This window comes from Pedobacter sp. GW460-11-11-14-TSB4 (genome assembly GCF_059423705.1).
Genome location: NZ_JBWKYI010000001.1, coordinates 601,101 through 623,497 on the forward strand (window position 1 = coordinate 601,101; position 22,397 = coordinate 623,497).

At 38.9% G+C, this 22,397-nt stretch carries 17 protein-coding genes; 5 read left to right on the plus strand and 12 right to left on the minus strand.

Annotated elements, in window-relative coordinates; genetic code table 11:
• Window positions 1-6: 6 nt before the first annotated feature.
• The 6 genes from AC07YT_RS02665 to AC07YT_RS02690 all read right to left on the minus strand — a co-directional run bounded on the left by AC07YT_RS02665 (window position 7) and on the right by AC07YT_RS02690 (window position 11,136).
• Entirely contained in the window at window positions 7-1,464 is a 1,458-nt protein-coding gene (locus tag AC07YT_RS02665) for a RagB/SusD family nutrient uptake outer membrane protein (RefSeq protein ID WP_086545926.1), read from the minus strand.
• A gap of 17 nt (window positions 1,465-1,481) precedes the next feature.
• Complete coding sequence (locus tag AC07YT_RS02670) at window positions 1,482-4,652, minus strand: SusC/RagA family TonB-linked outer membrane protein (RefSeq protein ID WP_086545925.1); 3,171 nt, start codon at window positions 4,650-4,652, stop codon at window positions 1,482-1,484.
• 187 nt (window positions 4,653-4,839) lie between these two features.
• On the minus strand, window positions 4,840-5,082 hold the full coding sequence (locus AC07YT_RS02675; protein ID WP_086545924.1) for a hypothetical protein: 243 nt from the start codon (window positions 5,080-5,082) through the stop codon (window positions 4,840-4,842).
• Between the two features lie 100 nt (window positions 5,083-5,182).
• Complete coding sequence (locus AC07YT_RS02680) at window positions 5,183-5,623, minus strand: PaaI family thioesterase (RefSeq protein WP_086545923.1); 441 nt, start codon at window positions 5,621-5,623, stop codon at window positions 5,183-5,185.
• Window positions 5,624-5,958: 335 nt separating this feature from the next.
• A complete protein-coding gene (locus tag AC07YT_RS02685) occupies window positions 5,959-8,349 on the minus strand; it encodes a TonB-dependent receptor (protein WP_494945152.1) in 2,391 nt (796 codons plus the stop codon).
• A 396-nt stretch (window positions 8,350-8,745) separates the two neighbouring features.
• Complete coding sequence (locus tag AC07YT_RS02690) at window positions 8,746-11,136, minus strand: ABC transporter permease (protein ID WP_086545921.1); 2,391 nt, start codon at window positions 11,134-11,136, stop codon at window positions 8,746-8,748.
• Window positions 11,137-11,537: 401 nt separating this feature from the next.
• Between AC07YT_RS02690 and AC07YT_RS02695 the strand changes: the two genes are divergently transcribed.
• Window positions 11,538-11,996, plus strand: a complete 459-nt coding sequence (locus tag AC07YT_RS02695) for a MaoC family dehydratase (protein ID WP_029274701.1) — start codon at window positions 11,538-11,540, stop codon at window positions 11,994-11,996.
• Between the two features lie 113 nt (window positions 11,997-12,109).
• Here AC07YT_RS02695 and phnA read toward each other — a convergent pair whose 3' ends face one another.
• From phnA to AC07YT_RS02715, 4 genes are all read right to left on the minus strand, one after another.
• Entirely contained in the window at window positions 12,110-13,357 is a 1,248-nt protein-coding gene (gene phnA / locus AC07YT_RS02700; RefSeq protein WP_086545920.1) for a phosphonoacetate hydrolase, read from the minus strand.
• Window positions 13,358-13,454: 97 nt separating this feature from the next.
• Complete coding sequence (locus tag AC07YT_RS02705; RefSeq protein ID WP_086545919.1) at window positions 13,455-13,784, minus strand: hypothetical protein; 330 nt, start codon at window positions 13,782-13,784, stop codon at window positions 13,455-13,457.
• A 98-nt stretch (window positions 13,785-13,882) separates the two neighbouring features.
• Window positions 13,883-15,118 carry an MFS transporter gene (locus AC07YT_RS02710; protein ID WP_494945153.1) on the minus strand — a complete coding sequence of 412 codons (1,236 nt, stop codon included), beginning with the start codon at window positions 15,116-15,118 and terminating at the stop codon, window positions 13,883-13,885.
• A complete protein-coding gene (locus tag AC07YT_RS02715) occupies window positions 15,108-16,190 on the minus strand; it encodes a zinc-binding dehydrogenase (RefSeq protein ID WP_086545918.1) in 1,083 nt (360 codons plus the stop codon). The genes AC07YT_RS02710 and AC07YT_RS02715 overlap by 11 nt, the downstream gene beginning before the upstream one ends.
• Before the next feature lie 219 nt (window positions 16,191-16,409).
• Between AC07YT_RS02715 and AC07YT_RS02720 the strand changes: the two genes are divergently transcribed.
• Window positions 16,410-17,099, plus strand: a complete 690-nt coding sequence (locus AC07YT_RS02720; RefSeq protein ID WP_494945154.1) for a phosphonatase-like hydrolase — start codon at window positions 16,410-16,412, stop codon at window positions 17,097-17,099.
• Between the two features lie 267 nt (window positions 17,100-17,366).
• Complete coding sequence (locus tag AC07YT_RS02725; RefSeq protein ID WP_086545917.1) at window positions 17,367-18,527, plus strand: sensor histidine kinase; 1,161 nt, start codon at window positions 17,367-17,369, stop codon at window positions 18,525-18,527.
• Window positions 18,528-18,603: 76 nt separating this feature from the next.
• Here AC07YT_RS02725 and AC07YT_RS02730 read toward each other — a convergent pair whose 3' ends face one another.
• Window positions 18,604-19,041, minus strand: coding sequence for a hypothetical protein (locus tag AC07YT_RS02730; RefSeq protein ID WP_145954228.1), 438 nt, complete (start codon window positions 19,039-19,041; stop codon window positions 18,604-18,606).
• Window positions 19,042-19,252: 211 nt separating this feature from the next.
• Between AC07YT_RS02730 and AC07YT_RS02735 the strand changes: the two genes are divergently transcribed.
• Both AC07YT_RS02735 and AC07YT_RS02740 read left to right on the plus strand, forming a co-directional pair.
• Window positions 19,253-19,615: a nuclear transport factor 2 family protein gene (locus AC07YT_RS02735; protein ID WP_086545915.1), complete on the plus strand. Its 363-nt coding sequence runs from the start codon at window positions 19,253-19,255 to the stop codon at window positions 19,613-19,615.
• A gap of 305 nt (window positions 19,616-19,920) precedes the next feature.
• Window positions 19,921-20,817: a phytanoyl-CoA dioxygenase family protein gene (locus tag AC07YT_RS02740; RefSeq protein ID WP_086545914.1), complete on the plus strand. Its 897-nt coding sequence runs from the start codon at window positions 19,921-19,923 to the stop codon at window positions 20,815-20,817.
• A gap of 50 nt (window positions 20,818-20,867) precedes the next feature.
• On the opposite strand, the gene AC07YT_RS02745 is transcribed toward AC07YT_RS02740, so the two are convergent.
• Window positions 20,868-22,388, minus strand: a complete 1,521-nt coding sequence (locus AC07YT_RS02745) for a fibronectin type III domain-containing protein (protein ID WP_086545913.1) — start codon at window positions 22,386-22,388, stop codon at window positions 20,868-20,870.
• Window positions 22,389-22,397: the final 9 nt, after the last annotated feature.

The following is a 22,397-nucleotide window of genomic DNA, read 5'->3' on the forward strand; positions in this document are numbered from 1 at the left end:
CAATATTTAATAACCAGGATTCTGCTGTGCTTTTATTCCAGGGTTTGCATTTATTTCTGTTTGCGGGATTGGAAGAATTGTTTTATTAAATGTTCTATCAATCGTTTTTGGCCGGGTGCTAATTGTTAAACCACCAAATTCATCATTATATGTAATTGATTTATTGGTCCGTATTAAATCAAAGAACCGCTGACCTTCACCATACAACTCTTTACTTTTTTCATCTAAAATCATATCGAGCGTAACCGTAACTGGAGTGGCCAATACTGCAGAAGGATTTCTTTGACGTATTGCGTTCAAATAATTAGCGGCCTTTGTAGTATTTGTAGAAAGCGCTGCCTCTGCAGCGATTAAATAAATTTCAGACAATCGAATTACTTTAATATTAACTGCAGTATTATTCGCTGTGCTTTTATCACCAGCCAATGCTGTACTACCACAATATTTATAAAGGGCACCTAACCTTGTTGCCGAACTTTCATCTCTAGCCATTATCCCACGCCTTACATCGCTAGCTCCTTGATTTAAGCGACTTAAAAAGTCAGTACTGGAATAGAAAAAACCCAATGCTGCCGTTGTACCTACACCTTTATTTCTTTGGTAAATACCTAATGATGCTGCTCCAAGATCGTTCTCTAAAGGATTAATACCCAACTCAAAAATAGATTCTGAGCCGTATTGACTTTTCCAGGAATCGACCCAATTTGCATTCGTATACAATGTATATAAAGCCGAGGCACCAATAACTTCTTCAGCTGCTAAAAGTGACTTGGGCATATCATTCATATATAAGTACACTCTCGCCTGAATAGCTTTATTTGAGTAATAATTGATATATCCATTTGTTTTTGTTTTCGGCAACAACGGTGCCGCATCATTTAGATCTTTAACAATCTGAGTGTAAACCTGCTCTACTGTCGATCGTAGTGGTTGTGCTTCATATCCTTGTCTGGTTAAGATTAAAGGAACACCAAAAGACTGATTATTATCGGTGTATGCTTTGCCGTATAATCTAACCAAATCAAAATACATTAAAGCTCTGGCGGTTAAAGCCTGCCCTTTGTATGGAGCAAAACCCGTTGCGCCTAATGCTTCTTGTTTGGCTATTTCCTCGAGCAGATAATTGGTTTGTAATATGCAAAAATAAATTTGCGACCAAAAACCGGAAAAACTATTGGTATTGGCGTTTTGATTATAGTTATACAAGGCATCCAAGCCCCTACCTTGAGAGTAAACCGTCATATCGCCACCTTTAACATCGCCATACAGAAAGAAATTCCTTCCATAATATGAGGCATCTGTCATCTGATTCATTACGCCGTTGATTACTATTTGTGCATCTCTTGGTGTTTGAATCGCCTTATTCGAATCGGCCGAATTACTCGGCGTCATATCTAAAAACTTTTTACATGATAGTACACTTAACATGAAGATACTGATCAGTAGTATATTTATTCTTTTCATATTTTGAATCTCCTATATTAAAAACTAACCTCTAAACCAAAAGTATAAGTCTTTCCAAATGGGGTCTCCCAACCTCTGGTACTATAATTTCCTACCTCAGGATCTGCTTCTTTGTATTTCGCGAAAGTAAGCAGATTAGAACCATTAAAATAGGCTCTTATATTAGAAGCGCCTAGTTTAGTAACTATTTTTTCAGGTAAACGATAGGCAAACAATACATTTTTTAATCTTAAGAAACTCGCACTATGCAATTGACGAGAACTATACTGCATGGCATCGGTAAGGTCATTTCCATCAAGTTTTGGTTGTGTACCATTGGTATTTTGTGGAGTCCACATATTGTCATAATAACTTTGCGATCTGATTCTTTCCCAATAGTAACCATCATCTGCTACATCTTTGTAAGCTCCATCATAAATTTGTCCACCAAGTTTGTAGATAAAGTTTAGACCTAAACTAAAGCCTTTATATTCTACATCAGTATTAATTCCACCAAAAACATCTGGATTACCATCGCCTATTACTACCCTGGCAGCATCATTATAGTTGTAAGTTGCTTGCCTTCCATTATAATCAAAACTACCTGATGCAGGAGTTGCACCATTTAGATACCAAACATTTTTACCATTTGCCGGATTTACACCAGCCCATTCGAAACCATAAAAACTAAGCATTGATAAGCCTTCACTATAGAGAAACTGCGCCCTCGCATCTGCACCCGTAGGGTCGTTCCAAATAATGTCATTTCCACGTGCCGTACCTTCAGGTTTGTACAGCTTGGTTACTTTAGACCTTGTAAATGATCCATTAATACCTAAATCCCATTTAAAGCCATTTTTATTAATCAGGTTAGCATTCAGATCAAATTCGAGACCTTTATTGTTAATTTCTCCAATGTTTCTTAGCGTTGAACTAAATCCGGTAGTCATTGATACCGGCACCCCAAGCAATAGATTTTTTGTATCGCGATTAAAGAACTCGATTGTACCTGTAATTCTTTTAAACAGACCAAACTCCAAGGCTATGTTTGTAGAGTAACTATTTTCCCAAGTTAAGATCGGATTGGAAAGAGATGCGTACAAGGCTGCCGGTTGGCCAAGATATTTATTAGAGAATGAAGTCAGCTCGCGCCAATCGTAGTTGTTTGATGGTAAAGTTCCGTTGGTACCATATGATCCTCTCAATCTTAAATTGTCAAGAAAAGATACATTTTTTAGAAAATTCTCGCTATTGATTTTCCATGATCCACCAACCGACCAAAATGTGCCCCATCTATTGATATCTCCGAGTCTTGAAGATCCATCTCTTCTAAAGGAAGAAGTAATAAAATATTTTTGATTGTAATTATATTCCAAACGAGATAAACCAGAAACAATGGAATTCCCCCAGTTATATGCAGAGGATGAAGTAGTACCTGCAGTTGAAACGCTTTGCAGTTCACTACTTCCTAAATCAACGCCTGTAGCCCTTTGAAAATCAGTAACATTTTTTTCAGCTTCAAAACCTGCCAAGAAGCTTATTGAGTGTAAGCCAAGCTGTTTGCTGTAGTTAATTGTACTAGAAGAAACCATTTTATTATAGTTTGTTGTGATTTCATTTACGCTTCCATTATTGGTTAAGCCATTAAAATGAAGTGCACTATAATAAATATGATCGTTTACCTGTGAGTTATCGTAAGAAAATACTGATTTTAAAATTAGCTCAGGTAATATATTTACCTGGATATAAGGATTGGCAACAAATCTTTTTGTAATTGATTTATTATCCCATTGATTATCGTAATAGATGTTATTTTGTGCTAAACTTCCGTACCTGGCCGTAAAGGGCTGACCATTTTTATAATCAGTAGGCCAATATAGTGGCCATAATAGATTTCTAGTTTGGAAGTAACTATTAGAACCGGTATTACGTGTATCATTATAACCACTTTGTGCCGATCTGGCAATACTTACGTTCGAACCGATTTCGACATACTTACCCACTTTCTGGCTTAAATTTATCCTGCCCGAGTACCTGTCAAAATCATTTACTTTAATCCGACTTTGATCTCTGGTGTAAGAAAATGACGAATAATACTTTGTCTTATCGTCACCACCACTTACTGATAGATCGTTAGTTTGGTATTTTGCTGTTCTAAAAAGTGCATCTTCCCAATCAAAATATCGCCCTTCACGATTTTCTATTCCATCAGTCATACCAAGAATATTCACATTTGCATTTAAACCTGTTCCATCAGTAGTAAAGCGATAACCATGTCGGTTAAATTTTGTGTTTAGCTGCGACAAGGCATAAGTATTTCCCGCTGCTTCACTCTGTCCGGAAGAGGTGCGCACATCGTGAAAAATACGATATAACATATTTACTTGTTCTTGTACACCAGCTGTTTCATAATTATCTGTAGCCCAGCTAGGTGTTAAACCTAAAGATGTTCTAAATTCAATTTTAGGTTTACCAGATTTACCACGTTTCGTATTGATCAATACTACGCCATTGGCTGCCCTTGAGCCATACAAGGAAGAAGCAGCGGCATCTTTAAGGATAGTAATACTCTCAATATCCGCGGGATTTATTGTATTCATGATATTGTTGGTAGAGAAAGTATAATCGCTTCCTTGGCCAATATTACCCGAAACAACAGGAACTCCGTCAACTACATATAATGGATCGTTTGACGCATTTATCGATCCTATTCCTCTTATGCGGATGCTCGGAGTTGATCCTGCCTGACCAGAAGATGCAGTAACCTGCACACCAGCTGCCCTACCAGTTAAAGCATTTTGAAAGGAGGTAGATGGTGCATCCTTGATTTTGTTTTGATCAATTACAGCAGCCGATCCAGTGTAACTACCCCGTTTGGCAGTACCATAAGCTACTACCATTACATCATCTAATTTGTTTTCTTCATTAGATAGTTTAACATCAACCTGTGTTCGGCCACCAACAGCTACCTCTTGGCTAACAAAACCTATTGATTTAAAAACCAGTGTAACATTATTTGATGGAACAGTAATGCTGTAAGAACCATCACCGCCTGTAGAAGCGCCGGTTGTACTGCCTTTAACCAGTACACTTACGCCCGGAATGCCAACGTTGCTCTCGTCTGTTACCTTGCCCTTTACAGTGGTTTGGGCATAGGAAACAACGTAACACGCTAAAATTCCTAATAGCATTAGTAATTTTTTGTTCATAATGAAAGATTTAGGTTAATTGATTAGTTAAGTTGTTGTTAAAATACACAATTTAACCCATCAAAACCCATTATGAACCTGGTTTTGCAGGAAGTAGAAAAGTAAAAAAGGATAAATACTGCATAAAACAGCAAAATCCTGCAGATCAACGGCAGAATTTATGCTGCAACATTTTTATTACGCAATTTTAGCAAGATGGTTGGGGAATAGAAATCCTGTGAATGATTTCATCTATAGCATCAGGATCAATGGCTACGTTTTTAGATGCACACCACTTTTCTGTTTTATTATCTAACCAGATACAAAAAGAATGGTAACCATCTAAAACAACAGCATAGGTTTCGTGAAAATCATCTTGAATACGCATGCAAAATCCCTTAAAAATTTTGCCTCTCACGATGAATTGCAGGGTGGAATAATTTTCTAACATGGCTCATTATATTTTAGGTTAATCTACAACAAATTATAAATGAGAATGTTTCGTTAATTTAAAGGAATTAACAATTAATTCTTAAGCTATCAGAAAAAACTTAACCTATGTTTAACATGTTCGAATAGCCTTTAGCTATTAAACGCTTTTTTGAGGGTAAAAATATCTCACATTGCAGATTTAATATTGTGCGTCCTCTTTTTACAATCGAGGTTTCTGCGATAACTTCGTCGCCCTCGCTAGCCGTGGCAAAATAATCAATATAATTATTTACAGTGGTATAACGTTCGTTTAATCCCATGGTAAAAACAGTCGCACCAATTAAATCATCAATTATACCTGCTGTTACACCACCGTGTAAAATTTGATAAGGATTGGTCATTTCTTTACGGATGGTATACTGACAAACCAATATGCCATGCTCTGCCTTGATTAAAACCGGAGCCAGCCAATTCATAAAGTTAGATGGCGAATTGGTAATTACCTTGCCAATGGATTGTCGTAAAAAAGCTAAACGCTGTTCGCTTAAGGAAGGTTCCATAAGATGTAAAATGTTATGAAGTAAGATGGATGAGTTAAAAGTAGGAAAAATGGGAGATAGTTCATAGTTCAAGTCTAAAGTCCTTAGTCCTTAGTCCTTAGTCCATAAGATGGATGGGTTGGCAGCAAAAAGGTTTATTCGGTATATAAAGAAAATGGAAGATAGCAACACCTCCCATTTCCTAAACGAAACAAAAACAATATGGCAGATGTAATTATGTAAGATGTATCATGGGGCAAGTCCATATTAAAGCCATCATCCCTATTCCATTTTACATCTTCCATTCAACATCTTACATCTCCCATCCTACATCTTGCATCCGCCCTCTCCCATCCTTAAATCGGAATAATCACTTTAAAACTTAAGTTCTTGCCCATGTTGTAAATTCCTGACCGGCCATTGGGCGAACGGTTGTAGTATTCGAAATACTTCAACCTGTTTAAATTTGATTGATAGGCGATGTTGAAAATATTATCGGCCTGAAGAAAAATATCACACAAAGTTTTTCCTTTTTTCGTTTTTAATGCCGATCCTATGCCGCCGTTAATTAATGTATAACCCGCGGTAAAGCTTTCAGTATCATCTAAAGCATAAAATTTATCCTGATCAGCGAAAAAAGCAGCATCAATTTTAATATAGGGTTTATCAAAAATACCTATAGGTTTTTGTGCAGTCGCTTTGATCTCCGTCCTCACTTGCAATGGCGGAATAAAAGGAAGGTATTTAGCCGCTCTGCCATGTTTATTCAGGAGTTCCTGGTTCTGGTTCAGGCCAACCACATATGCCAGGCTGTTATTGAAACTTAACCATTTTAAAGCAGTAGGATGCAGATTTACAGAAATTTCTGCGCCATATAATCTCGCTTTTGATTGCTGATACTGATAGGTTAAATTACCAGGCACAATAACCACAGGATTTCCGCTGGCATCGGTCAAACGCGACTGATAAATATAGTTCTGAATATTGTTGTTAAATAGTTCCAGGCTTAAATCGGCATCTTTCAAATAGGCAATAATGCCAACATCTTCCTGAAGGTTAAACTCTGGTTTAAAGGTCCTGTTACCCAAATACACGATATGTGCACCTGGATCCAATCCGTTAGAACCGATTTCTGTAATGTTTGGCGCCCTGTATCCTCTTGCCATATTGGCTTTAATTAAGAGCCTTTCCGAAATATTGTAAGTTAAACCCAAACTTCCTGATAAACCATAGTAGTTTTTATTAAAAGAAGGAAACTGCAGCTTCCCGGTTGGGTCGTTTGCATTTACTTGTTTCCCGAAACCAGATTGGGCATCGGTACCTACATAAAAATCACCCCAGTTTATGTTTCTTCTGTCAATCCTGATCCCTCCGGAAACATCGACTTTACCCATCGATTTTTTTGCGAAATAAAAAGCACCGATATCGAAAAGGTCATAATCCGGAATGGGAAAATCGGTAGCAGCCTTACTCCTGTTCCCCTGGTACATCCCATTTATCCCAATGGTACTTTCTATACCAGCAAAATCGGGCAGATTATATTTAAGATCGTAATTAAAAGTGTTTAACACCACGTAAAGTCCAGCCTGGCCTGGTAATGTAGGGTGGTTATATTCCCTTCTTACACTTTGTTGTCCGCCAATCAATAAATTTAAATCACTCGTTCCAAATTTAAACTGACTGGTATTATAAAAGCGATAATGTTGAATGTGCTGATGCAAGGGATTAATGGAATAAGTATTCAGATCACTTTCAGGTACAACAGGTCTGTTTTTAATATCGTCTCCGTCATCCAAAACCTGCCTGGTAAATCTTCTCGAGAGAGAATCTCTGCTACCATCAGGAATTTCCATTAAATTATCGTAATAGGTAATGGCTGTTTTAGAAAAACCCCAGGCTTTATCTACCCTAGCGCTGGCCGATAAATTGTATTCTCTAAAAGCTGTACCATAAACCAGTCCATCAATTTTATTTTCGTAATTATGTGCCGTTTTCCCGGTTGCCCTAAACGTATATTTCCAATCGTTTTTAATGTAGGCCAGGCCGAGCGAAGAACCGATCATACCATTATTACTCTGGTAATTTGCGGTAAAATCGCCTTTCAACTTTCCGGTTTCAAAGTTTGGACTATAAGGAATCATATTAATTACCCCAGCCAGGGCATCAGAACCATAGGTTAAACTGGCAGGACCTTTTACTACTTCGGCCCTGGTAATGCCATATTCGTCTACCTCAATTCCATGTTCATCGCCCCATTGTTGTCCCTCCTGCCTTAAACCATCATACAAAGTTAATACACGGTTATAGCCCAAACCCCTTATAAAAGGTTTAGAAACATTCGGACCGGTGGTCACAGCGGTAATGCCCGGTACTCCTTTAACAATGGCTTCGATCAGGTTCGTATTGACATTTTGATCCATTGACTTTTTAGAGAGGACGGCAATGGGCACAGGGCTTTTACGCAATTGTGTGGCCCGGTTTACACCGGTAATTACCACATCATTTAAATCTGATGCTAAACTTAATAAGTCGGCATTAACCAGGGCTGTATCCCCTTTTAAGATGACTTTAATTCTTTTTGATTGATAACCAATACCTGAAAAAATGAGATCGCAATTTCCGGCAGGGACTCCATTTAATTGATACAGGCCTGAACTACCCGATTTTGTCGATGCATTAGTGCCTAAAATTTTAATGGTAATATTTTCTACAGGTTCGTTTTGAGAGGTTACTAATCCCTTGATCATCACCTTTTGGGCAATGGCATTTAGTGATAAAAAAAAACAGAAGCAATATAATAACAGGGATTTCATGAATACAAAATGATTTATCTAAATATAATTTTAGACAAATCTAAATTTTAATTTAAATATATCAAATTAATTATTTAGATAATGTTTAAAATCAAGACAATTAAGGGTAGCGTTAAGCGCTAAGCGGAAGGCGCTTTTAAAAGGACAAGGGATTTTGAAATGACAAGCGTTGTGCGTTTTTTTTATAAGCTGGCAACTATAGTGTATATCGCCCGTTAACAAAGCAGATTCACGCGGAAGTAGATATGCTCAGCGTGACAAAATTTGGATGATTCCTAAAATCATAATCAATATAACAAATCATTTTCCATGATTTATATATTTCAATACCTACTCATATTTTAACGCATCTACAGCATTTGCCTTTGCCGCACGGTACGACCTGAAACTTACCGTAATTAAGGTGAGCACCATTGATGCGGCCATGGCCAATACAAAAGGCCAAATACCAAGCGGCACCCGATATGCAAAACCTGATAGCCATTTGCTCGCCAAAATGTAGGCCAATGGCCAGGCTATGAGATTGGCCACAAAAACCATCCTGATAAAAGCACTATTCAGCATTTTAACCAGCTCGGCTGTTGAAGCACCCAGTACTTTTCTGATGGCCATTTCTCGTGTACGCTGAGCAGCAACAAAAGAGATTAATCCAAAAATACCGATAAAAGAAATAAACATAATTACACCGGCAAATATCCTGAACAAGAGACCAGTAATACGTTCTGACTCATAGTAATTATTGATGTCATCATCCATGAATTCTGCTTTGTATACCTCGTTAGGGAAATTACTTTTCCAGATATTTTCTATTGTTTTCATGGCCGGCATAATTTTTTCAGCATCCAATTTCACCGCCATGTTATAATATTGCCTTTTTTCCTGGTAAAAAACCATTGGAGATATTTTTTCTTTGAGTGATTGATCATTAAAATCTTTCACCACACCAACAATCGGCCCTGTCCTTCCATTTTGTGCGATGACTTTCCCAAGTGCCAACTGGGGATTAGAGATACCTATTTTCTTTACAAAAGTTTCATTCGCGATGTAAGCATTGGCCGTATCACTTTTTGGATATACCTTACCTGACACAAACTGCAGTCCAAACAGATCAAAATAATGCTCATCGACGGGACTTAACCGAACCTCAAAGTCTTTATTTTCCTTGCCATCAACATAAAAATTTGTAGTGTTCATGATACCTGAAAGAGGTGGTCTAACAAAATAAGTTTGTTTCTCCACTCCTGGTATATGAAGCAGCTTTTCCCTGAACGACTGCTGACGGCTTAAACTTGCGCTATCACCCGGAAAACCAATCATAACCACAGCATCCTTTTTGAAACCAAGAGGTTTTTCTCTTACATATTGCATTTGTTTGATCACCACCAGCGTTGCAATAATGAGCACAATAGTAATGGTGAACTGCATGACGATCAATACCATGCGCAAACTTAAATTCCCTGTTTGGATACGCACTTTGTTTTTGATGGCCAAAGCAGGACTAAAGCCTGAAATAATCATTGCAGGATAAAAACCAGCCAAAAAACTAACCAGCGTAACCAGAAGAAACAGAAAAACAAAAACTGAAGGGTTTGTAAAGAGCGATAATGAAACCTGCCCTTTAAAAAGATGTGATAACAATGGCAGTAATAATTCAGAGAAAATACAGGCCAATAGCATAGAAACTACTACTATGGTTGTGGTTTCGGCCAAAAACTGCAGCACAAGTTGCCTACGCATAGCGCCCATAACCTTCCGCACCCCAACCTCTTTTGAGCGGTTAACCGACTGGGCTGTAGCCAGGTTGATAAAATTAATGCAGGCTGTTACCATCAAAAAAAGACCAATAATGGCCAGTCCGTATACCTCCTTTTTCGTAATGGCTGTTTCAGCAAAATTATTGTAACGCTCGCTAAAGTGAATATCAGATAAAGCTTGTAAGTGGCTACGCTGATTGCCCGCAAGTTTTTTTTGTTTTAAATACTTATCGTTCATCCTTTCTAATGATTGCTCTAGTGCCGCCAATGAAGCACCAGTTTTGAGCAGCATAAAACATTCGTTATAAGTACTTACCGAATCCCAATCTTGATTATTAACACCATAAAAAGTAGGGTAACTAATCATAATTTCCATGGGAATACTACTGCTACTTGGCAAATTGGCGATTACACCAACTACTCTTAAGCGGATGGAATTCCAAAAGGTGAAGTTTTTACCTATAGCCTGTTGAGCCGAACCAAAGAAAATTTTAGCGGTTCTTTCCGAAATCACTACAGTATTGGGTTCTGAAAGCAATTGTGTGGGTTTTCCGAAAAGCCATTTCACCTGCAGGATATCGAATAAATCGGCTTCTGTAAAGTATACATCTTTCACGGCTTTAAAATGCTCGGTTCCGTCTCCATTGCGTACCAACACCACTCCGCTGCTGCGCGAAATCCTGGCCAGTTTCTCAATACCAACCAGTTCTTCTTTAGCTGCAGGGCCAAAAGGTAAAGGCACTCCTGCAGAATAATCGTCAAAACTGTTGTATTTCCAATCAGTTACAAACCTGAATATCCGCTCGCTATCCTTAAAATGTGTATCGTAACTCAGCTGAAACTGGATAAAAATAAAGATCAAAATGCAACTGGTCATTCCGATAGAAAGGCCTAGGATATTGATCAATGCGTATGATCTGTTCCTCAACAAGTTTCTAAAAGCGATCTTCAGGTTTAATTTGAACATAAATCTAAATTTCTATGGAGCACGCCATTCCTATGCCAAATATAAGCAAGCTCACGGAAAGCATTTTAAAGGGCATATATCATTATTTTATAAATCATATTTGTTCATTAATGAACAAATATGTACATAATCGGACAGCCTGTTATGATTCTAAATCATTTTTATTGGATCGGGTTGGTGTATCCGAACTTAGGCACAAACCCTCTGTATATTAATATATTATCGACCGAATAGAAATAAGCCAAGAAAATCTTTAAAATATATTTGTACGTATACTGTTAAAGGCACAGTTATTATTATTATAATTGGGAACAGAAGAGTGGAATCCAACTATATACCCGAAGGAAGACTGTACCTAAAGGAGTTGTTAAAACAGTACTTAACCCGATAAATAGAATATAATGTTGGTGATCAATAATTTTGAAGAGTATGAATCGCATCTAGGTAAAGAACTAGGTGTTTCGCAATGGCATACTATAGACCAGGAGCAGATCAATAAATTTGCCGATGCCACCCTGGATCATCAATGGATACACACCGATCCGGAAAAAGCTAAAAACGAAGGCCCGTTTAAGGCAACCATCGCACATGGCTATTTAACCTTGTCGTTAATTCCTTATTTGTGGAAACAGATTGCAGATGTACGCAATATTAAAATGGAAATTAATTACGGTATTGAACGCTTTAAATTCGGTCAGGCAGTTTTAGTGGATAGCGAAGTGCAGTTAAAAGCTAAATTAAATTGCATTAGCAATTTGAGGGGAATAACTAAGGTTACGATTCAAGCTACACTTGTGATTAAAGATCAACCCAAACCAGCCTATGTAGGTGATGTGGTATTCTTGTATCATTTTATATAGTATCATTCAACCTGGCGACGTAATTACCACTGGTTTTCATACCGGGAATTTTGATATCAGGCAAAATGATTATCAGTGGGACAACGAATATTGAAGAAGATTTTTTAAAAAAGTCAATTCTTTAAGGTACCGTTAATTGTAAAATCGAAAATATCAAAATTACGGGGATCACCTTGAGCTTTTATTTTATATATGGTGTTTAAAGGATGAGAAATAACCATGGGTACCATTTCTTCATATCTGCCACCATGTGAACGCAAGGTGCCATCTAAAGCTTTTAGTTCGTGATGAGCCGCGGTTTTTCCGAGAACAACATCACGTGCCGATAATACAAAAAGATCTCCGCTACGATCAGCCGGTTGTTCCAGTATGCGGCAACCCAATTCTTTGTCATATACCTCGGTGATCCCATCTTGCAAGATCAGCCAGTTTTTTATCTCATTTATTTTTGACTGGTCTTCTACATGTACAACCACATAAGAACCTAAAGCACCATGGTGTTTTACATACGGATCGGTAATGGGGCAGATTACCCTAAAGCCATTTCCAAATTTCGCGGTAAGCATTGTTTCAATATATAACACATTGGGCGATCCATCAGCTTTAATTTTAGCATTCATACCGTGATCGGCAGTAGCGCCAATTATTGCACCCAGCCCGAGCATTTTTCCAATTTCGACATCCTGGGCTTCATAAAAAGCCAGCGACTCTTCAGTTTCTGGTGCATAAGTATGTTGCATGTAATCGGTTAATGATAAATAAAGGAAGTCGGCCATTCCATTTTTAATGAGGGCCACACCTGCACGTAGGACAAACAAGCTCGCATCGGAACTGTATATAGCAGGCGTTTTATGGCCAATAAGTGTTTCTACATTTTCAATTCCATGCGTTTCCAGTGTCGTCTGATCGGCCTTTTCGGCTGAAAAAGCAATACCTTTCAGTTTATAAGAAAGGATATCACGTAATTTTTCTTTTGCGGTAACAACCGCAACCTTACGACCTGCATTTGCAGCAGCAGCCAGTAAAGTATCGGCACGTAAATATGCTGAGGAATTCATCATTACCTCCTGATCTTTTTCAGTATCATAAAAAAAATTGCCGCATATGCCATGTATCGCCGGACTAACACCCGTTACAATGGACGAATTGTTCACGTTCGTAAAAGAAGGTAATGCCCCTCGTACCATACCTCTATAACCCTTCATTGCCATTTTTTTTAAGTTGGGCATTCGGTCGTTAGCCATTGAACAATCAAGATATTCAGCTGCAGAGCCATCCATACAGATTACAACAATCGGTTTTACAGGAGGAGAATAAGTTTTGCCGTTTACTGAAAAGGGAGTAGTAGAGATCTTGTCCATTTTATATGGGAATGTAGTTTTTTCTAAATTTTTACCTGAAACTTGTCCGAAAAAGCCAGATGATTCTGTGGCAAATCATCATACTGCCACTAGCTATTTAAGTTAAATGGCTTTTTTGGATGCTTTCTTTAAGCAAAGTAAATTCATAACTATCCTGCGGAATAATCCGCCTTAAGGATTTTAGTTTTTCGGGCACAAAGCGAAACCTGATCTTACCATAAAGATCCTGATAAACACCAATTTGCTCCGTTATCTCCCGCAGCATCCCTTCATATTTCTGGTAGGTTTCGATTAATTCCTGTTTAAGTTTTTTGACTTCATCGCATTCACCTGGGTCGGTTCCCATTATCCTTTCCAGTTCTTCAAGCTGATCAAGAAGACCGATCAAATTTCCTACTGTAGTCTTACTTATCCCCTTCAAACTCATAAATTATAATTAAAAAAACTTTAAATTATTCCGGCAGTAATCAATTACTTGCTTTATATGGGCAACAACCGCATTGCTGTGCCCTTTAAGTTAAAATATCAGGCCACTTTAACAGGCTTAGACCTGGAAACGAAAAAAGCAATTAAAGCAGATAACACACAAGCTAAGGCCGTTACAATAAAAATATTGTTGCTATCGCCCGTAATATCAATTACATAGCCCAAAAACGGCTCACCAATGGCGGCAAACAGGTAACCGCACATGTTCATAATCCCTATGCCTGTACCGGTAAGCCTATTACCCAGCATATCCGGACTCAAGGGCCAGTAACAAGCCTGGGGCCCATAAACAAAGAAACCAGTTAACAGCATCAAAATACTGCTGAGTATGATTTGTTGTGTTGGAACAATAAAGATAAGCAGGGAGAGAATTGCACTAGCCGACATGCCGACCACGATGGCTTTTAGGCGGTTTCCTTTAAAAAAGGTATCAGATAAAACACCAAAGCATAATGCGCCAATGGCCATACCCACCGGCAGTAAAAATGTAACCCAAATATTCCCAGGGTTATCTTTCCAGTTTTTACCTAAAAAATGAACCGGAACCCAAAATATCAGTCCGTAGCGGGCCATGCTCTCAAAACCAAAAGATAAAGAAGTAAGTAAAAATCTTTTGTTTCTGAAGGCTTCCTTATAACGGTCGAGCCAATCTGATTTATCTTCGGCCAGTGGCTGACGACCATTGTGCTCTTCAACATCAGGCCGGTCTTTAGCAATAATTAAAAATATGGTTGCCGTAACCAACAGCAACAGTACCGGCAGGCGGAACAGCATTCGCCATTCAATCCCTTGCTGCAACAGCACAATAGAAATCAGGTAAGTTACTGCAGAAGACAGTCCGGCGGCCATGGTATAAAACCCAAATGCCTTACCTCGCTCATGTTCATCCCACCAATTATTGATCAGTTTTGCACCTGGCGCCCAGGCCATCGATTGAAAAAATCCATTGAGCCCCCAAAGGATCATGATCATGGTAGCCGTATTTGAAAAGCTTATCGCAATATTGGTCATGATTGATAAATAAGCGCCGGTTACCACCATCAGTTTAGGACTCAATTTATCTGCAAGGTTACCATTGATAAACTGGCCTATGGCATAACCGATTAACATACAAAAGCTAATCCAGCCAATGGTGCTATACGGTATATTCAACGAAGCAACCATGCCTTTCACCGCCCATCCAAAGTTGTGCCTGCCGGTGTAAAAGAAGAGGTAACACAACATGGTTACCAGTAACATCTTCCACTTCTGTTTGCCCGCGCTATTACTGTTCATTATGATTATTTTTGGCAACGTTGATCCCTACACGGATAGGCTTATCAGCCACGGCGTAATTAAAGGCTGATTCTGCATCTGCTAAAGAAAACTCTGCTGAAACCAGTTTTTCAAACGGAAACCTGGCATGGTTTGTTTCTATAAACTTTACTGCTTGTACAAAGTCTTCGTAGTTATAATTGTGAAGGCCTTTGATGGTAATGAGGTTACGAACAACACGCTCGGCATTAACCTGAACTTCTCTTGTTTTAAAAACCGCACCAATCCAAACCGCTGTTCCGCCAACTGTAAGTGTGTTAAGCCCCATTTCCATGGCATCTGGCGAACCACTCATATCAAAAGCCACATCAATATCTGCTGGAAGATCTGCATCGTGACCTAAAAGGTGCTGCACATTGGCTCCGAATGCTTCGGCTAACTTTAAACGTCCGTCATTTACATCGGCTACATGGATTTCTTTTGCGCCATCGGCACTGCACATTGCTGCACATACCAAACCCAGCAAACCCACACCAGAGATTAATACCTTTTTCCCTTGAAGGCTACCTGAAAGACGGACAGCACCTGCAACCGTCGCCACTGCGCAGTTAATGGTTGCGGCAACTTTAAGTGGAATTTCTTTACTGATTTTAAGTACAGTCGTACCCTGCTTTAATACACAGTGGGTTGAAAGTCCCCCGTGAAGGGCATCTGTAGCTGTAACCTTTGCGTGCCCGTATTTAAAAAGACCATCAGCCTTTTGTGGCATGCCTTCTTTCGCCCTTACTGAATCTGCATTGGAAGCAAATATGCTCCAGGTTACCCTATCTCCTATTTCAAGCTGGTTTCCTAAATAATCTTTTTGGTTGTGTTCTGGATGAAAAGCCAGTACTTCGCCTACAATTTCATGTCCCAAAACGGTAGGAACAGCTTCATTACGCAAGCCACAAAAGGTATGCAGATCGCTTCCACAAATTGTAGTATATAAGTTTTTGACCAAAATTTCACCTGGATTAAGTACAGGGATAGTTGTTTCCATTTCCTCCAGCGCCTTTCCCGATCCATTAAAAACAACGAGGGTTGCATTTTTCATATTTATCTTTTTCTTTTATTTTAATTATCTGGTTATTCTGGTTCATGCTTCTTAATGCCGAAACAATAAGACAAAAATGAACTTTTAATGTTTAGCTAAAGTAAACAAATGTTAATATAAATGTTAACTATTACTAAACATTTGTTTAGTAAAATTACTGATAGTATATTTGACGACGAAAGTTCAAAAAATTAATTTATCTAATTTAATAGAAAGCAAATGTACCCTGAAATTAAAATGGTAGTATTCGATATGGCTGGCACCACAGTGAACGAAAACAACCTAGTTTACAAAACTCTAATGAATGCAATAAATGCCGCTGGTTTTTCTTATACCCTTGATCAGGTTCTTGCTGTTGCAGCCGGAAAGGAAAAGAAAGAAGCAATCAGATCGGTACTTAAAACTTACGAAGGTTCTTTTGATGAAGAAGTGGTCTTCAATATATACGAAGAATTTATTGGTAAACTGAAACTGGCTTACGAAACTGAGGAAATTTTACCGCAGCCAGGTTCGATTGAACTTTTTGAGAAACTTCGACAAAAAGGAATCATTTCGGTACTTAATACCGGTTATGACCGGGTTACTGCAGAAGCTATCCTGAACAGACTTGGATGGAAAGTTGGTACCGACTTCGATACATTGGTTACTGCCTCGGAAGTGGGCCAGAACAGACCAGAACCAGATATGATTTTATTGGCAATGAGACACCATGGCCTTACCGATGGTAAATCGGTTGTTAAAGTGGGTGATTCCAGTATTGATATTGAAGAAGGCAAAAATGCAGGTTGTGGTCTAAGCATCGGCATTACCACCGGAGCGCACACACAAAAACAATTAGAAGAAGCAGAACCTGACGCCGTAATAGACAATCTAATGGATATCCTGGCTATGGTAACCAAGCAGAACTAAATCATTACTCCGAATAGCTTTCCACGTTAATGACTCACTCAAACGGAAGGTAAACGATTAGGATCAAAGATGAAAGGCTTTTGGCATTAGGCCAGAAGCCTTAATATTTAAAAATTATCACCATCAACCAGTATCTTCTGTAAATCGTAAATGATTTCTTCTACGCTGCTTTCTGAATAAATGGAAAAGTATTTCCTGATCTTAGTTGGTAAAAATCGGCTGAAATAGGCCGTTAATTATTCCTATCTTGTGTTCGGAGAAAAAGATATGAAAGACACTAGCGAAATCATTGAACTCATTAAAGATTACGAGAAGAGGGAACTGGACTTAAGGCTTGATAATGAGCAACTCCGTCGGCTTAATGATGCCTTGCGACTTGCTGAAGAAAAAAGTGCCATACTCACTTCTATTATCAGTTCATCTGACGATGCTATTGTCTCAAAGGATCTTAATGGAATAGTGACCAGCTGGAATAATGCGGCTGCCCGGATATTTGGTTATACTGCCGAAGAAATGATCGGTAGCTCCATCCTGAAAGTCATTCCAATCGATCGGCATGAGGAAGAGCCCAAGATCCTTTCGCAGTTACGCAAGGGCGACCGGGTTGACCATTTTGAAACCATCCGCAGAAAAAAAGATGGAACGCTCATCCATGTATCACTCACTATCTCCCCCATTAAAGACAGCAGCGGACAGGTAATTGGACTATCCAAAATCGCGAGGGACATCACTGAAAAAAAACTGGTGGAGAAAAAAAAAGATGAGTTTATTAGTTTTGTTAGTCATGAACTAAAAACGCCACTAACTTCACTGCGTTCCTATATACAAATCGCGCTGCATAAGCTTAAGTTAAATGGCAATGACTTTATCGCCCATGCCCTGACAAAAGCCGAACAGCAGACCAAGAAGATGGAGAATATGATTACCGACTTCTTACACATCTCCAGGCTGGAGGGTGGGCAGTTAAAGTTTGAAAGTGCCCGCTTTGACCTTGTTGCCACCATCCGGTCATGCATTGAAGATGCGGAGGCAAGTAGCGAAAAACATCAACTGGTTTATGAGGGAGAAAATGAGGCGATGGTTATGGGTGATGCCGAAAAAATCTCCCTGGTGATGACCAATCTCCTGAGCAATGCCCAAAAATATTCGCCTGATGGAGGGATTATTACTGTTTCTTGCAAACGCAGCGATCAAAACCTTATCATTAGCGTAAAAGATCAGGGCATTGGTATCTCTTCTGAAGACAAAAAAAACATGTTCCAGAAGTTTTACCGCATCAGATCTGAAAAGACCCGTAATATCAGTGGCTTTGGCATTGGCTTATACCTATCCAGCTCTATTATTTCCTTACATGGTTCATCTATCAGTGTCGAAAGTAAGCTCGATGAGGGATCAACATTTTCGTTCAGTCTTAAAACAGCCGATTAAACCTGTACAGGGTTTTACAAAAATAATGATTTGAACCTCTCTGCTAAACTAGCTAGTTAAAATACGCCATTCATACTTAGTTCTTCAGAAACTTAATTGTAGTGGGTTCTGGACCATCGGCCGGATAACTCAAAAAGTTAACAGTAAGCACATTGCCGGTGATACTAAAAGTACCGCTATCAAAAAGCGACTGTTCAACCGCCCTAATTTCAGGTTGTCTTTTCGGCTCGAGGAATACCTGGCTTTTGATAATAGCGGTTAACTTGTTTCCACTTACCGAATAGCTTCCGGTAGATGTAACACCTCCTTGCAATCCATAATAGGTAAAGTGCATGGTAAAGGTTCCGTCTGCACTAAAGAACAGCTTACGTTGGTAATCAGGTGAAACAGGTGTCTCGGTCCAGCTGCCCACAAGTGGCAAAAGTTCTGCTTGTGCAGGTTTATCTTTTTTACAGGCGGTTAAAGCCATCGTACAGAACAGGATCAGGCTAAAAACCTTTAAACATATTTTCATAGCATTAATTTTGACACAGAAACGAGTAAGGTTATTAAATCGCTACAACAAAAAAAAGTTAATGTTGAGGCAAAATAAAAAAGAGGCTGTACCATAAGCTAAGGTTACATCCTATTGTCTCGCCTCAGCAAGATAACCTAAACTTAAAACCTTTTAAACCGCTAAAACGTTTATTTTTAGATAACTTAGGTCATAACTTAAATATAAGCATATGAATACTCAGGAAGTAGCTGACAAATTGGTACAGCTTTGCCGTGAAGGCAAACACGAACAAGCCATTGATGAACTTTACGCCGACAACGTAGTGAGTAAAGAGCCAAAAGGCTCGCCAATGGAATTAACAGAAGGCAAGGATGCTGTTAAAAACAAAACCATACAATGGGAAGAAAGTGTTGAAGAAATACATAGCGCTTCTTGCTCCGAACCGATTGTTGCAGACAATCATTTTTCAATTGTAATGAACATTGATGCCACTTATAAATCGCATGGAAGAATGGCGATGAGTGAAATTTGTGTTTATGAGGTTAAAGACGGAAAAATCGTTGCCGATGAGTTTTTCTATCGCATGGGTTAAAATATAAAAAGCCCCGATATCCATCTGGGCTTTTATAATCAACTAACCTAAACTTATAAATACTAACCAAATATTTATACCGCAAAACTAAGGACCGATTATTAATTCAGTGTTAAATATTTATCACATATTATCTAAAATTGGCGGCACTACATTAACTCAAAGTATTAAATAACGCTTAATTAACCAGGGCAACCTATTATAAAATAATCAGCTTCAAATTTGCTTTGCCTGTTCTATGAAGGAAAATCTTTTATTACCTTTAAATAAACGAGTAATTTCTAACCATAAAACGCATAGAACTGATGACAATGCCCATCCAGCACGACCTTTCAAAAAAACATCAACTCATTTCCGATCTGTTTAAATGGCCTGCAAAAGCTTCTGACTGGGAACAGTACAAGCTTAGCAACGAGCAAATTGATTTTTTTAAAACCTATGGATACGTTAGTGATGTGAAATTACTGGAAGAATGGCAGGTTGACCGGCTGAACAAAGAATTAGCAGAAATTGTTGATCCCGCACACCCGTTAAATGGGCTATTTCACGAGTTTCACAGCAATGAATCTGCAGACCCTAATTCTGTTTTATTTCATGCTTTAGGTGCCTGGCGGATTACAGAAGGTTTTCATGATGTAATATGGAATCCGGCTTTTGCAATGGCTGCCAGTCAAATTTTAGGCAATAAAGGCGTACGTTTCTGGCACGATCAGTTGTTCTGTAAACCCGCAAAACACGGAGGCGTTGTGGCCTGGCACCAGGACTATTCTTACTGGACGCGTACGGGGCCCATGCAACATTTAACCTGCTGGGTTGGATTGGATGATGCTACCACTGAAAACGGTTGTTTATATTATGTACCTAAAAGCCATCGCTGGGGCTTGCTGGATAAACCAGATTTAGCTGGCGATATGGAGGGCCTGATGCAATATTTAACAGAAGAGCAGAAGGCCGAATTTCATCCTGTTCCGATCGAACTTAAAAAGGGATATGCTACTTTTCATCATCCATTAATGGTTCATGGTTCGTTTCCCAATAAATCGCCACGTTCAAGAAGCGCTTTCGTTTTAAATGTATTTACTGACGGTACTGAATCTAATACCGACGAAGCTTTACTTAAAGGTGTGGCACCCATTAGGGCGGGACATAAAATGGAAGGTCAATTCTTTCCACTGATATTTTCTCCTGATAGTCTGGTTTAACCAGGTTTCTTCATTACTCTATACTTAACCAAAATGACTTGATGAGCTGATCAATTCACCTGCAGCATCTTGCTGCCCTTACTTTCTATACCTTGTGCATTTACCGTTTTTAACTGGTACATATTGAGTTCGCCTGCAAGGTATTTTTTGGTGGTAACGGTATCCTGATCTGATGGTATGGTCTCGATCAAGTCAAAGCCTTTTCCATTCCATTTATATAATTTATAAGCTTTTACCTCAACATCTTCTGGTTTCAACCATTTAATTTTCAACATATGATCGATAACCGCTGCCTTTAAATATTTTGGACCAAATTCTTTTTCAAAAGCATTAGTATAGGTATAGGCGATGCTTGGCGCACTCTGTTTGGTTCCATTTACCGCTCTTACCTGATAAGTATCGCCATTTTTCGGTCTTGGTATGGCTATGTAATTGATGTTTGAAGTAACCACACCACCAGCCAAAGCCCGAAATGCTGTGCCTCCTGCATTTTTTATAAAAACAGCATAGCCGGCAATTTCATGCTGCCGCAAGCTATCTACCTGCCAAACCAGGTTGTAAGTAGTATCGTTTGCGGTGATAACCTGTAAATGTTGTGGCGGCGAAAGTGCCGGAATACTTCTGCTGAATGCTACGGTTACCGTATCAGAAGGTTTACTTCTATCAAAGGAGTTACTTTCTGCCACAATACTATACTGATACATTTCATGATTAACCAAAGTGCTTGCACTATCTATCCATTGATATTTATCGGTGCTATTTTTCATTATTTTAGCTGAAGCCAGCAAAAAGGTATCTTGTTTACCTGACTTTTTCAGAATGTAAAATCCATTGGCTTTTTCATCTTGATTTTCCCAGCTTAGCGCAATCTTCTCCCTCAGTTGTGCTGCTTTTACATGGGTTACACTTAAAGGCACAATAGCAAACTGTGGAATAACCTGAGCAACAGCTGCGTAATATATTTTACCATTAACAATATTTTCCATCGCCAGACGGTAAAAATAAGGTTCATTGGCATCAGAAACCTGATCTACAAAAACGCTGTCATTTTGGTTTAATGTTGCTACGGGTGCAAATGAACCATCCTGCTTACGGCTACGTTCAATGATGATGCTATTGAGCAGGTAGTTATTGGCAATTCTCCAACTCAGGTTTATATTTTTAGTTCCTCTGGTATTTTTTGCATCAAAATCAACAGCCACAGGTATTTCGTCGGGAGCGAAAGCATAAGCCAGCACTTTTTCATCCTTTAATACCGCCTGCGCTACACTGATTTGTAAACGGTATTGATAAATTCCGGGATTTTTTCTGAGTGTGGTATCGGCATATAAAAATCTGGTATTGACAGCCGCCTTCAGGTTTTGCTTTATTAATACCTCAGCGCCTTGTCTCCCTGTCCGGTAAATGGCCAGGGAGAGACTATCAGCACCATTAAGAGCGGGCAACTGATAACTAAGCAGAATATCTCCACCATCGTATTTTGCCAATAATTTGGTTTCAGGGTTTTGTTGCGCAAATACCAGGTCAGTAGCCCAGCAGCAGAACAGCATTGCAATAAGTATAGATTTCATAGAAATATT

Excerpts from the sequence above, each read along its gene's own strand:
- AC07YT_RS02665 (WP_086545926.1), bottom strand. The coding sequence starts at position 1,464 with ATGAAAAGAATAAATATACTACTGATCAGTATCTTCATGTTAAGTGTA.
- AC07YT_RS02670 (WP_086545925.1), bottom strand. The coding sequence starts at position 4,652 with ATGAACAAAAAATTACTAATGCTATTAGGAATTTTAGCGTGTTACGTT.
- AC07YT_RS02675 (WP_086545924.1), bottom strand. The coding sequence starts at position 5,082 with ATGTTAGAAAATTATTCCACCCTGCAATTCATCGTGAGAGGCAAAATT.
- AC07YT_RS02680 (WP_086545923.1), bottom strand. The coding sequence starts at position 5,623 with ATGGAACCTTCCTTAAGCGAACAGCGTTTAGCTTTTTTACGACAATCC.
- AC07YT_RS02685 (WP_494945152.1), bottom strand. The coding sequence starts at position 8,349 with ATGATCAAGGGATTAGTAACCTCTCAAAACGAACCTGTAGAAAATATT.
- AC07YT_RS02690 (WP_086545921.1), bottom strand. The coding sequence starts at position 11,136 with ATGTTCAAATTAAACCTGAAGATCGCTTTTAGAAACTTGTTGAGGAAC.
- AC07YT_RS02695 (WP_029274701.1), top strand. The coding sequence starts at position 11,538 with ATGTTGGTGATCAATAATTTTGAAGAGTATGAATCGCATCTAGGTAAA.
- phnA (WP_086545920.1), bottom strand. The coding sequence starts at position 13,357 with ATGGACAAGATCTCTACTACTCCCTTTTCAGTAAACGGCAAAACTTAT.
- AC07YT_RS02705 (WP_086545919.1), bottom strand. The coding sequence starts at position 13,784 with ATGAGTTTGAAGGGGATAAGTAAGACTACAGTAGGAAATTTGATCGGT.
- AC07YT_RS02710 (WP_494945153.1), bottom strand. The coding sequence starts at position 15,118 with ATGAACAGTAATAGCGCGGGCAAACAGAAGTGGAAGATGTTACTGGTA.
- AC07YT_RS02715 (WP_086545918.1), bottom strand. The coding sequence starts at position 16,190 with ATGAAAAATGCAACCCTCGTTGTTTTTAATGGATCGGGAAAGGCGCTG.
- AC07YT_RS02720 (WP_494945154.1), top strand. The coding sequence starts at position 16,410 with ATGTACCCTGAAATTAAAATGGTAGTATTCGATATGGCTGGCACCACA.
- AC07YT_RS02725 (WP_086545917.1), top strand. The coding sequence starts at position 17,367 with ATGAAAGACACTAGCGAAATCATTGAACTCATTAAAGATTACGAGAAG.
- AC07YT_RS02730 (WP_145954228.1), bottom strand. The coding sequence starts at position 19,041 with ATGAAAATATGTTTAAAGGTTTTTAGCCTGATCCTGTTCTGTACGATG.
- AC07YT_RS02735 (WP_086545915.1), top strand. The coding sequence starts at position 19,253 with ATGAATACTCAGGAAGTAGCTGACAAATTGGTACAGCTTTGCCGTGAA.
- AC07YT_RS02740 (WP_086545914.1), top strand. The coding sequence starts at position 19,921 with ATGACAATGCCCATCCAGCACGACCTTTCAAAAAAACATCAACTCATT.
- AC07YT_RS02745 (WP_086545913.1), bottom strand. The coding sequence starts at position 22,388 with ATGAAATCTATACTTATTGCAATGCTGTTCTGCTGCTGGGCTACTGAC.